Source organism: Listeria sp. ILCC796, assembly GCF_900186175.1.
GTDB classification, from domain to species: domain Bacteria; phylum Bacillota; class Bacilli; order Lactobacillales; family Listeriaceae; genus Listeria; species Listeria goaensis.
Window position 1 is genome coordinate 458700 of record NZ_FYBV01000001.1, and the last position, 11907, is coordinate 470606.

Below are 11907 nucleotides of genomic sequence, written 5' to 3' on the forward strand. Positions count from 1 at the left end.
TAGGGATAATGTGCTTTTTTATAGGAGGAAAATAATGTTAACAGTGAATAACGTCGCACTTCGATATGGCGATAAAAAGCTATTTGAAGATGTATCGATTAAATTTACACCAGGTAATTGTTACGGTTTAATTGGCGCAAACGGGGCCGGTAAATCGACATTTTTGAAAGTTTTATCAGGTGAAGTGGATTCGCAATCAGGAAATGTGCATATCACGCCTGGCGAGCGCCTGGCTGTGCTTCAACAAGACCATTTCCAATATGATAATGAACTCGTTTTAAACACCGTCATTATGGGGCATAAAACGCTTTATGACATCATGGAAGAGAAGAACGCAATTTATATGAAACCGGATTTCAGCGATGCAGATGGTATCCGTGCGGCTGAACTCGAAGGCGAATTTGGTGAGCTTGGCGGTTGGGAAGCTGAGCCAGATGCAGCTGTCCTTTTAAACGGTCTTGGCATTCCATCTGAACTTCACGGTAAAATGATGAAAGACTTAACAGGTTCTGAAAAAGTGAAAGTGTTACTTGCACAAGCCTTATTTGGTAAACCTGACATTTTGCTACTCGATGAGCCAACAAACCACTTGGACATTCGGGCGATTCATTGGTTAGAGGAGTTTCTAATCAACTTTGAGAACACGGTTATTGTCGTATCGCATGACCGTCACTTTTTAAACAAAGTATGTACGCATATTGCCGATCTTGATTTCAGCAAAATTAAACTCTATGTCGGAAACTACGATTTCTGGTATGAGTCGAGCCAACTGGCGCAAACAATGATGAGCGACCGCAACAAGAAAAAAGAAGAGAAAATGAAAGAACTTCAGGACTTCATTGCGCGTTTCAGTGCGAATGCCTCCAAATCAAAACAGGCGACTAGCCGTAAGAAAATGCTTGAAAAGATTACGCTAGAAGATATTCAGCCATCAAGTCGGCGCTATCCATTCATTCAATTTAAGCCTGACCGGGATGTCGGCAATGACCTCCTAACCGTAGAAAATTTAACCAAAGAGATTGACGGGGTTAAGGTTTTAGATAATGTTTCCTTCACGATTAATCGCGATGACAAAGTGGCGCTCGTTGGTGACGATGAAGTTGCGAAAACGACGCTATTCCAGATTTTAGCTGGTGAAATGGAGCCGGATTCCGGGACTTTCCGCTGGGGCGTGACAACAAGCCAAAGCTACTTCCCGAAAGATAACTCTGAGTTTTTCACAGAAAACAATCTAAATCTCGTGGAATGGCTGCGCCAATATTCTCCGCAAGACGATTCCGAAGCGTTCCTGCGCGGCTTCCTTGGACGCATGCTCTTTAGCGGTGACGAAGTGCTAAAAAAAGTGAAAGTACTTTCTGGGGGCGAAAAGGTACGCTGTATGTTGTCGAAAATGATGCTTTCAGGTTCCAACGTACTACTGCTTGATGAGCCTACTAACCACTTGGACTTGGAGTCGATTACCGCTCTAAATAACGGCCTACTTGGCTTTAAAGGCGCGATGATTTTAGCTTCACATGACCATCAACTACTTGAAAGTATAGCAACGCGAATTGTGAACCTTTCTAAAGATAATTTCTACAATAAAGAAATTAGTTATGACGGCTATTTAGCAGAAGTCATGCAAGTGAATGACTGATAAAAAAGCGTGAATCCGGTTGGATTCACGCTTTTTTAAAGTAATCTTCAATAATTTCCATATGCGTTGGATTGAAAAGCGGCGGAATCTCGTTTTGCCCCACCCATTTCAGTTCCAACGTTTCTTCATTGTTAAAGCTTAAATCAACGTTTTCTGATACAACAACTTGATAGACTAAATCGATGCACTGCGCAACATCACCATTTGGATAGTGCTGTTCAAGCGTCGTATAAACACCTTGAAAGTCCCTAACCGAAAACTTTTCGATACTTGTTTCTTCAAAAATCTCACGTCGAAGTGTATCTTCAGGTTTCTCAGAAAGTTCCATTGCCCCACCCGTTAATCCCCAAAGATTGCTATCTCCGCGGCGTTGCATTAAAATCTGACCTTTCCCGTTCTCAATAACGCCTACAACGAATGTCAAAATAATTTTTTCATGCCCTACTTTTGAACGAATCCAATTGATATAATCCATCATCTGCCCCGTTTCTTATTTTAAAGTAATTTGACCCGTATCTATCGTAATAGGCGAAAGCGAATCGCCCACATAAGAAAGCCACGATAAAGAAATCCACTTGATATCACTGACTTTATCAATTTTGCTAATCGGGAAAACTAGCTCACCAGAAATCGTTTTTCCTTTTTCGATTTCACTATCATCGAAAGTTGAAAGGAGCATATCGCCGCCATTCACACTTTCTTTCGGTGTCTTCAATTCCCCTTGATTCGGATATGTGGTCACTTTCTTGTCCCCATGATTCGTGATTTCAAGCGCTACCGTCACACTTCCCGGCAATTCTTTGTCTTCAAGCGAAGAATAAATCGCTTTTTTCTCCACTTTGATACTCGTAATCTTGCTTTCAATTTGGTTGTCCGTCTGCTTAAAATTCACAGGATATGTTTTCGATTCCGTTGCCGAGCTTTCCCCTGAATCATTGGTCATTGAGAAATTACGCACGCTATCTTGCACGTCTTGGAAATTCTTAAACGCCACAATAATCCCAATTATCGAAGCAATCATCAAAACTGTGCTGCTTCCAAGAATAATGGCACCCACTTTTCTTTTTTTCGGGAAAAAGAGGATGACCACTCCTATAATGAATAAGATAAAGGAGATGACTCCACCAAAAATCCAAAATACCATATTATGTCTCCTTTTTTAATGAAATATTGTGTTTATCATATCATTTATTGAACAGGGAGGCAAAAAACTGCAAAACCATCGCTGGCTTTGCAGTTTTGTTAAACTTCCATAATAATCGGTAAAATCATCGGTCTACGTTTAGTCTGCTCAAACAAATAACGATTTAATTTATCACGAATATCTTGTTTTAGTTTCGCCCATTCAAATTCATTTTCTTGTAAGTTGTCTAAAACAATTTTGCTCACCACTTTGGCCGATTCCTCAATCAAATGTTCCGATTCGCGCACATAAATGAAGCCACGCGAAATAATTTCAGGACCCGACACAATTGTTTTCGATTTGCGGTTTAATGTTACAACCACAATGAAAATACCATCTTCTGAAAGCAATTTGCGGTCGCGCAAGACAATGTTACCAACATCGCCAACACCTAAACCGTCAATGAGCGTATTGCCAGCATAAACACGATTGCCCATTGTCATTTTGCCTGCTTTATATTCTACCACATCGCCTTTCCCAGCGACAAAAACGTTCGTTTTCGGAATGCCGACACTATAAGCTAATTTAGCATGACTAATGAGCATCCGATACTCTCCGTGAACGGGAATAAAATACGTCGGTTTCAACAAGTTTAAGACCAATTTTAAATCATCTTGACTCCCGTGACCAGAAATGAATAAATTGCGACTCATTGTCAGAACACGAGCGCCCGCCCGGTAAAGCATATCCATTGTTTTCGCCATCATCGTTTCAAGCGAAGGACTTGGTGTCGTAGTGACATAAACCGTATCGCCCGCTTTAATGTTAAGCTGCGGATGGTTACCTCTTGTCATTTGTTGCAGCGACTGAATGGGCTCGCCTAGATTCCCCGTTTCAATCACCGTAATTTCATGATCTTTGTATTTCTTCATGTCTTTATGAGAAATAATCAAATCATCTTCGACAATAAGTTTATCAAGGCGTCTTGTTATCTCTACTACTCGTTCCAATTCCTTTCCAACAATAACGACTTTACGCTTTGTTGCGGCAGAAGCATCTAAAACTTGCTGCAAGCGAATGACGTTTGAGGCTACGCATGCCACAATGATTCGTCCTTCTGCTGTGCGGAAAGCGTGACGCACTTCTTCCTCAATGTCGCTATCGCTAGAAGTTGTCCCAGGATGTTCCGCTTCAGAACTGTCGGAAAGAAGCGCGAGAACGCCCGACTCTCCAATATCAGCAATGGCACTCAAACTTGTTTCATAGCCATCTTTCGCCGATTGATCAATTTTAAAGTCTCCTGTGTAAACAATCGCGCCTTCACTAGTATCAACAACGATCGCAACGGAATCAGGAATCGTATGTGTTGTCCGGAAGAAACGAATATTTGCTTTTTTAAATTCAATGACACTATCTTCATCAATCACGTGGAAATTTTTAAAGCGCACTTTTTTATACTCTTTTACAGAAGCTTTCGCAAGTTCAATCGTAAGCTCCGTCCCGTAAACTGGCGCTTTTACTTTTTGAAGTAAGTACGGTAAGGCGCCAATCGCATCTTCATGTCCGTGCGATAGTACAATCGCTTTAACACGGTCCTTATTTTCCTCCAAATAGCGGAAATCGGGAATGACCACATCGATGCCGAGCAATTCATCTTCTGGGAACATCAGCCCCGCATCAAGGACGAAAAGTTCATCGTCCACTTCTACCACATACATGTTTTTTCCGCTTTCAGCCACTCCACCAAGAGGAATGATTTTTATCTGTTTCGCTTTTTTAATTGTCAAAGCGGAAACCTCCTTTAGCTTTTTTTCGCTTGTTTATAAATAGATTGTAATTTTTCCGCTTGCACAGCATTCAAATCGACAAGAGGAAGTCTAACAGGGCCAACATCAACCCCTAATTCTCGTAGTAAAAACTTCGTTGGAGCTGGGTTTGGAACGGCAAAAATACCAGTCATGAGCGGAAGCAACTTCCGATGAATCGCGGCCGCCTTTCTCACTTCCCCATTTTCAAACGAATGAATCATTTCTTGCATTTCAGGACCCGCTACATGGCTAAGAACAGATACCACGCCGTGCCCGCCAACAGCTAAAATAGGCAACGTCAAGCTATCATCTCCGCTATAAACGGAGAAATCAGCTGCTGTTTCTTCAATAATTTTGGAAATATTATCTAAGTTCCCGCTGGATTCCTTAACAGAAACGATATTGTCTAATTTCGCGAGTTCAATGATGGTTTCTGGCTCGATATTAACGACAGAACGACCCGGAATATTATAAATCATCACCGGCAACGGCGAATTTTCAGCAACTGCTTTAAAATGCGCATAAAGCCCATCTTGATTTGGCTTATTGTAGTACGGCGCCACAATTAGTGCAGCGTCATAGCCGCCAAGGTCGGCCACTTCTTTTGTGAACCGAATTGTTTCGTCGGTATTATTTGATCCTGTACCTGCAATTAGTTTCGCGCGGCCATCATTTGCTTTCGCCACTTCTGTAAACAATTTGATTTTTTCATCGTGGCTTAAAGTTGGTGACTCACCCGTTGTTCCTGAAACAACAAGCGCGTCCGTTCCATTTTCAATCAAGTAATTCACTAAAGCATGAATTCGTTTGCGGCAGACTACATTTTTTTCTGGATGAATCGGCGTTACCATCGCCGTAATCACTTTCCCAAAGTTCATTTTTATTCCTCCTAAATAGTAGGGAATTACTCAAAATCAAGACAAAATTCATCATGTAAAGCATTAACTGCTGGAATTAAATCGTCTTCGCTGACTAAAACCCAGATGGTCGTATGGCTATCTGCGGATTGTAAAATTTGAATGCCTTTTTGGGCAAGTGCGCGTACAATTTTCGCTGTGACACCTGGTACTCCTGTGATGCCCGCGCCAACAATTGAAACTTTCGCGCACTCCGTTTTAGACATAACCGAAAAATCTTTTGCTTTTAAAAGTTTTTCAACGGTTTCTTTTTTTTCTTCTGGAACGGTAAACACGATATTCGTGGCCGAAATATTGATAAAATCAAGGCTAATTCCGCCGTCTGCTAAAAGTGCAAAAGCTGATTCCTGCGTTCTTTTGGCATCTGTTTGCACGGAAACTTGTACTAAATCCGTTACGTGAGCAATGCCTGTTACGAGGCGCTCCTTCACATCAAAGTGCCCTGCTTCTCCGCTAGCGACCAGCGTGCCTTCTCCGTCCAAATAAGTGGAGCGAATGCGCATCGGAATTTTTGCTGTCATCGCAATCTCAACAGCTCTCGGGTGAATCACCTTCGCCCCTTGATATGCCATGTTGGACACTTCATTGTAGCTCACCTGCCGTAAGCTTTTCGCATGTTCGACAATGCGCGGATCTGCTGTCATCATGCCATCGACGTCCGTAAAGATATCGACATATTCCGCACGAAGCGCAACACCAAGAGCCGCAGCGGACGTATCACTACCGCCGCGACCAAGCGTCGTCACATCATGATGCTCATCAACGCCTTGAAAACCTGCAACTACGACAACATCATTTTTTTCTAAAGCAGCTGTAATTCGTTCGGTGTCCACTTCCAAGATTTTCGCATTCAAATGATTAGGCGTCGTGCGAATACCAGCCTGCCCACCTGAAAACCCTTCTGCCAACACGCCAGATTCCTTCAACATATTCGTAAAAACTGCACAGGAAATTGTTTCCCCAACAGAAAGCAGCATATCTTGTTCACGTTTTGAAAGCTTCGTCTTTTTAGCGCCAATCAATTCAAGTAGCGTATCAGTCGCATAAGGATCGCCGTAACGCCCAATTGCTGACACAACCACAACGACCTTGTAGCCGTCAGAAACGGCACGTTTAATGTGCTTAAATGCCATTTCGCGTGTTTCCGGACTTTGCACCGACGTCCCGCCAAATTTCTGAACTATCATTTTCATTCCTTGCACCTCTAAATAATTTCTAATTTAACTAGGCTCTCTGCAATTTGAATGGAGTTCCAAGCCGCTCCTTTGAGTAAATTATCCGATACAATCCATAAGTGGAAACCTAGCGGATTATCTAAATCGCGACGAATTCGTCCAACAAAAACTTCCTTTTTCCCAGCCGCATTTGCCGCTTGCGGATAAAGTTGCGTTTCTGGATCATCTTCTAAAACAACGCCTGGAGCCTCTTTCAAACAAGCTTTAATTTTCGCCACGTCTGTTTCTTTTTCAACTTCAATATAAACGGATTCAGAATGTCCAGAAACAACGGGAATTCGCACACACGTTGCGGCTACTTTGATAGAAGCATCTTCCATGATTTTCTTCGTTTCATTGATCATTTTCATCTCTTCGTATGTATAGTCATTTTCGGTGAAAACATCAATTTGCGGTAGCGCGTTAAACGCGATTTGATAATGCTTTTTGTCACCTTTGACGGGCATAATTTCAGGCGTAAAAGGTTTGTCATCTAACACCGCGCGTGATTGTTCGTTCAGTTCTTGAATGGCAGAAACGCCAGAACCAGAAACCGCTTGATACGTGGACACAATAATCCGATTTAAGCCCCATTCTTTGCGAATAGGTTCAAGTGCCGCCACCATTTGAATGGTCGAACAATTTGGGTTGGCAATAATACCTTGATGTTTTTTTAGCGCTCTTTCGTTCACTTCTGGGACAACGAGTGGAACATTTTCATCCATGCGATATGCACTTGTATTGTCAATCACAATAGCGCCACGCTTCACGGCTTCCTCGGCAAACTTTTTCGAAACCGAGCCACCTGCGCTAAATAAAGCTATATCAACACCATTAAAAGACTCAGGTGTAGCTTCTTGCACGATAACTTCTTTTCCTTTAAAAGTAAGTTTTTGTCCTGCAGAACGTGCGGAAGATAAGAAAGAAATTTGCTTAATCTTAAACGTCGCCGCCTCTTCTAATAACTGAATCATTTGTGTTCCTACTGCGCCAGTCGCACCGACAACGGCAACATGATAGCTTTTTGTCATTCATTATTCCTCCTTCATTTTTGCTTTCATCAAAGTGATCGTTCACTTTAAACTCTATTTATCATATCATAAAACGCACTATTTCGCAGTTCTTTTCCACTTTTTTTGAAAAAAAGACCTCGCCTGATTTTCAGACAAGGCCTTACCTATTATTTTTCCGTTTGTTTCGATTGTGCCGCTCGTGCTGCTTGCAGATTATTAATAGGTTGGTCAACATTTGAAGTTTCTTTTTTCTGTTCCGAACGTTTCTTCTTCAGTTCGAAATATTTATCTAAGACTTCCTTTGAAATACTCATATTGATTTTGCTGTCACTATATCCATCACGATATTCCCACGGGACAACAACGGCAATAGCAATTTCTGGTTTTTTGGCAGGTGCATAGCCAACAAAAGTCGTATTCCAAACTTCGGCCATTTTTGAAGCTGTTTTAGGTCCATCATAGAAACCTTGGGCCGTACCAGTTTTTCCTGCTACATCATAGTCCGCAGAACCGAAAACAGTACGCGCTGTACCATTTGGTCCGTGTGTTACTTGGTAAAAACCATTTTGTACTGTTTTAATATCCGCCTCCGTAACACCTAAACGGTTTAACACTTTTGGTTCGTTGCTAGATGCAACCGTTCCAACGGTGTCGCCTGAAGTACTTGGATTGCGGATTTCCTTCACCATAGATGGCTGAATACGTGAACCGCCGTTTGCAATCGTTGACGCATATTGCGCAAGTTGAAGCGGCGTATAAGAATCATACTGTCCAATTGCAAAGTCAAGAATTTTACCGATTGTATCATCTTGACCTTTATACCCAACTTGTTCGCCCGGCAAATCAATACCTGTTCGGACGCCTAAGCCAAATTGATTGTAATAATAACGCATTTCATCGAAAGTTGAAAGCGGCGCACGAAGCGGACCGTTTGGCACGTATTTCGCGCCCCCCATTTTCATGGAAACTTGATACATGTAGGAGTTTGATGAAATTTCAAGTGCGCCAACTGGGTTAAGCGCAAGCGAGCGCTCCCCGTTTCTATTAAACCAAGAACTTTTTGGTTTTGTACCTTTGAAAACAATTGGCTGATCGACAAAAACTGTATCTTTTGTGATGGCGTCGCTCATAATCCCACTTAAAACCGTGGCACCTTTTACAGCTGACCCCATATTATAGGCGGTTGTAAACGTTCCAAGGGAATAATCTTCAAATTCGCCTTTGTCGTTTATTTTTTGTCCAGCTAAACTTAAAACTTCACCACTGTATGGATCCATCGCGACGACAAATGCGCGATCAAGCAAATCAGATCCACCAGAAGACTTACCTTTTTTAATATTATTTCGCAAAATTTCTTCTACAGCATTTTGGAATTCAACGTCTACGGATAAAACGAGGTCTTTTCCTTTTGAGCCCTCATTTTTTTGTACCGTTTCGATAATATTTCCTTGACTGTCAAGTACGCTTTCTGATTGCGATTTTTGTCCAGCGAGAACGTTTTGGTATTCTGCTTCTAGATAGCTTTTTCCGACACGATCATTTCGGCTATAGCCTTGCGATAAGTAATATTCTGCTTTTTCTTTTGGAAGCCCTTCTTTTGCTGATGAAACCGATCCTAAAATTGAGCGGAGTGTTTCATCATACGTATAAAAGCGATTCCAGTCTGTGGTTGTATCAACGCCTGGCAAGCTTTCTAAATTTTCACTAACTCTAGCGATTTCTTGATCTGTGACATCTTTGCTTTTCACAACCGCTTCGGTCATCGCATAACCGCTTGTCATTTTTTTATAAATCGTAGCGATACGTTTATCATCCGCTGTTAAGCTCGCTAAATCTTTATCTGTTACTTTTTCAACTTGGATTTTATAAGATTTAGAAGCATCAAGTGCTTGTTCTTTGGCTGTTAATCGGCTAAGCGATTCTTGTTCATTTGTTAAAATCCAATAATCTTGCAAATCGCGTTCTGTTAATTTTTCAGGTTCAACTTTTATCATCTTATCGAGCTTTTGCGCAACTTGCAAAGTTTCAGATGGTTTTGTTTGTTGACTTCTTGTATACGTAATCGATTTTACTGCTGTATTTCCAACTAAAAGATTATAATTGCGGTCATAAATAACACCACGTGGTACATTTTTTGAGACTGTAACATTTTCAGTTTCTTCTAGTTGTCTTTTATACGTATCCCCTTGAACAATTTGGACAATGCCAAGGCGTAGAATGAGTACAGAAAACAAAATAAAGATGACGAAGAAAAGAATATTGAGTCGGAGTGGTATGACGGCACGCTTTTTTTTCTTTGATTTATCTTTCTTTTTTCTAAAATTCAGTTTCACCTATCACAAACCCTCTCTTAAAAGATAATGCCTCTTTACATTGTAGCCGAAAACTAACAAACTTTCCACCTTCTGCAAGTTAGAATTTAATTAAAAATAGTATAAGAAAAAATAAAGAACCGTGACTGGTCACTAACCAATCACGGTTTAAAAGTTTAGATATTAAACTTATTTAGCAGCTGCAAAGCGTTTTGCAACTTCATCCCAATTTACTACGTTCCAGAAAGTATCGATGTATTCTGGGCGGCGATTTTGGAATTTAAGGTAGTAAGCGTGTTCCCAAACATCTAAGCCAAGAACTGGTGTGTAGCCATCGCTTAATGGGGAATCTTGGTTTGGTAGGCTGATAATTTCAAGCTCACCATTTTTAACAACGAGCCAAGCCCAGCCAGAGCCAAAGCGAGTAGTTGCGGCATCAGCAAATTTTGCTTTGAAATCAGCAAAGTTTCCAAATTTAGCATCGATAGCTGCTTTTAATTCGCCAGCAGGTTCGCCGCCGCCACTTGGGCTTAAAATGGACCAGAATAATGTATGGTTTGCATGACCGCCGCCATTATTACGGACAGCCGTGCGGATATTTTCAGGTACAGTATCTAATTTAGCAACTAATTCTTCTACAGGAAGGCTCGCTAAATCGTCGTGACCTTTTAAAGCGTCGTTTAATTTTGTAACATACGTATTATGATGCTTTGAGTAATGGATTTCCATTGTTTCCTTGTCAAAGTTAGGTTCTAACGCATCGTAAGTATATGGTAGTTTTGGTAATTCATAAGTCATTTAAAATTCCTCCTTGAAAATAATTTTGATTGTGCGTAAACAAATCAGACTATGCCAATAGACTTAGCTTTCTTCTGAAAAACAGCTTCACCCGTACCATTTTATCCTCTCGCTTACATCTTTTAGACTAGCACTTTCCGAAATCACATGCAATTTTTCTGCTTGAATTGATTTTCAGTTCAAATAAAGCTATGATGAAATAGCGAAAGAAGTTGAGAATATGTACACACAGTTCTCTCTTCCCTTTTCGAAAAATTTAAAACAAGCTGTGAGGTGCTTACGAAAAAAATGAATATTTTTAAACGTTTTTGGAAAAGCCTTTTTTCTCCTGCAGATATTGCTTCCTTCCGAAAAGATAAAGTAGGTTCAAGTATTTTCTACATCATCGTTTTAACTTTCGTCATGTTTCTCCCGCTCGCCTATTTCACAACAACGACTATAAACAATGGGCTCAAAGTTGGCGAAAGCACGTTAAAAAATGAAATTCCTGATTTTACAATTGAAGGTGGTAAACTTGTTACGAAAGATCCTTCCAAAGACGACCTGCCGATTTCAATTGATGAAGGGAACTTGCATGTTTATTTTGATGCGAGTGGAACACTAGATGAAGATGCTGTCGATAATAAAATCGGCTCTTATGACGGAGCATTTGCTTTCTTGTCTAAAGAAATTTATGTGACGGCTGCTGGCACTTCACAATCTGTCAGCTATGACACACTTGGGATTAAAGATAAAGATGATGTTTTAAGTCTGTATGCGTCAATCACTGATATGTCCAAAGTTTTCATCCCGATTATTTTATTGATTATCTTTTTATTTGCACTTGGATCAACATTTTTCCGAGTTGGTCTTTACGGATTGTTTGGATACATTTTAACTGGCTTTGGCCGAAACGGCATTTCTTACAAGGAAAACTGGATGATGGCGACTTATGCAATTACGCTTTCTGCAACGTTTACGATGATTATGGAATGGCTTCAAATAGCGGTTCCTTATGGTATGGAAATCAATTTGGTTGTTACGTTAATTGTTCTCTTTCTCGCGATTAGATCGCTGCCCCAAAAAACGAAAGAGCAGGAATAAAAC

The 11907-nt window shown here is 40.8% G+C and carries 10 protein-coding genes; 2 read left to right on the forward strand and 8 right to left on the reverse strand.

The genetic code is table 11. The features are described from left to right. Positions 1-34: 34 nt before the first annotated feature. On the forward strand, positions 35-1636 hold the full coding sequence (locus CFS04_RS02200) for an ABC-F family ATP-binding cassette domain-containing protein (protein ID WP_088808966.1): 1602 nt from the start codon (positions 35-37) through the stop codon (positions 1634-1636). Positions 1637-1661: 25 nt separating this feature from the next. Here the strand turns inward: CFS04_RS02200 and CFS04_RS02205 are convergent, their stop codons facing one another. The 8 genes from CFS04_RS02205 to CFS04_RS02240 all read right to left on the reverse strand — a co-directional run bounded on the left by CFS04_RS02205 (position 1662) and on the right by CFS04_RS02240 (position 10821). Next, the gene (locus CFS04_RS02205; RefSeq protein ID WP_088808967.1) at positions 1662-2111 is read right to left on the reverse strand and encodes an NUDIX hydrolase; all 450 of its coding nucleotides are present in this window, start codon (positions 2109-2111) and stop codon (positions 1662-1664) included. Positions 2112-2126: 15 nt separating this feature from the next. After that, positions 2127-2780: a DUF4352 domain-containing protein gene (locus CFS04_RS02210; protein ID WP_088808968.1), complete on the reverse strand. Its 654-nt coding sequence runs from the start codon at positions 2778-2780 to the stop codon at positions 2127-2129. Between the two features lie 98 nt (positions 2781-2878). After that, complete coding sequence (locus CFS04_RS02215) at positions 2879-4546, reverse strand: ribonuclease J (RefSeq protein WP_088808969.1); 1668 nt, start codon at positions 4544-4546, stop codon at positions 2879-2881. 14 nt (positions 4547-4560) lie between these two features. Continuing rightward, positions 4561-5445, reverse strand: a complete 885-nt coding sequence (gene dapA / locus CFS04_RS02220; protein WP_088808970.1) for a 4-hydroxy-tetrahydrodipicolinate synthase — start codon at positions 5443-5445, stop codon at positions 4561-4563. Positions 5446-5471: 26 nt separating this feature from the next. Then, positions 5472-6677: an aspartate kinase gene (gene dapG / locus CFS04_RS02225; protein ID WP_088808971.1), complete on the reverse strand. Its 1206-nt coding sequence runs from the start codon at positions 6675-6677 to the stop codon at positions 5472-5474. An 11-nt stretch (positions 6678-6688) separates the two neighbouring features. Next, on the reverse strand, positions 6689-7729 hold the full coding sequence (locus CFS04_RS02230; RefSeq protein WP_088808972.1) for an aspartate-semialdehyde dehydrogenase: 1041 nt from the start codon (positions 7727-7729) through the stop codon (positions 6689-6691). Positions 7730-7878: 149 nt separating this feature from the next. Continuing rightward, the gene (locus CFS04_RS02235; protein ID WP_088808973.1) at positions 7879-10044 is read right to left on the reverse strand and encodes a penicillin-binding protein 2; all 2166 of its coding nucleotides are present in this window, start codon (positions 10042-10044) and stop codon (positions 7879-7881) included. Between the two features lie 168 nt (positions 10045-10212). Continuing rightward, on the reverse strand, positions 10213-10821 hold the full coding sequence (locus tag CFS04_RS02240; protein ID WP_088808974.1) for a superoxide dismutase: 609 nt from the start codon (positions 10819-10821) through the stop codon (positions 10213-10215). Positions 10822-11109: 288 nt separating this feature from the next. Between CFS04_RS02240 and CFS04_RS02245 the strand changes: the two genes are divergently transcribed. After that, positions 11110-11904 carry a DUF1189 domain-containing protein gene (locus CFS04_RS02245; RefSeq protein ID WP_088808975.1) on the forward strand — a complete coding sequence of 265 codons (795 nt, stop codon included), beginning with the start codon at positions 11110-11112 and terminating at the stop codon, positions 11902-11904. Positions 11905-11907 lie beyond the last annotated feature (3 nt).

What these genes read in the sequence shown, in the direction of transcription:
- CFS04_RS02205 (WP_088808967.1), bottom strand. Translation starts at nt 2,111, where the DNA reads ATGGATTATATCAATTGGATTCGTTCAAAAGTAGGGCATGAAAAAATT.
- dapA (WP_088808970.1), bottom strand. Translation starts at nt 5,445, where the DNA reads ATGAACTTTGGGAAAGTGATTACGGCGATGGTAACGCCGATTCATCCA.
- CFS04_RS02210 (WP_088808968.1), bottom strand. Translation starts at nt 2,780, where the DNA reads ATGGTATTTTGGATTTTTGGTGGAGTCATCTCCTTTATCTTATTCATT.
- CFS04_RS02200 (WP_088808966.1), top strand. Translation starts at nt 35, where the DNA reads ATGTTAACAGTGAATAACGTCGCACTTCGATATGGCGATAAAAAGCTA.
- CFS04_RS02240 (WP_088808974.1), bottom strand. Translation starts at nt 10,821, where the DNA reads ATGACTTATGAATTACCAAAACTACCATATACTTACGATGCGTTAGAA.
- dapG (WP_088808971.1), bottom strand. Translation starts at nt 6,677, where the DNA reads ATGAAAATGATAGTTCAGAAATTTGGCGGGACGTCGGTGCAAAGTCCG.
- CFS04_RS02230 (WP_088808972.1), bottom strand. Translation starts at nt 7,729, where the DNA reads ATGACAAAAAGCTATCATGTTGCCGTTGTCGGTGCGACTGGCGCAGTA.
- CFS04_RS02245 (WP_088808975.1), top strand. Translation starts at nt 11,110, where the DNA reads ATGAATATTTTTAAACGTTTTTGGAAAAGCCTTTTTTCTCCTGCAGAT.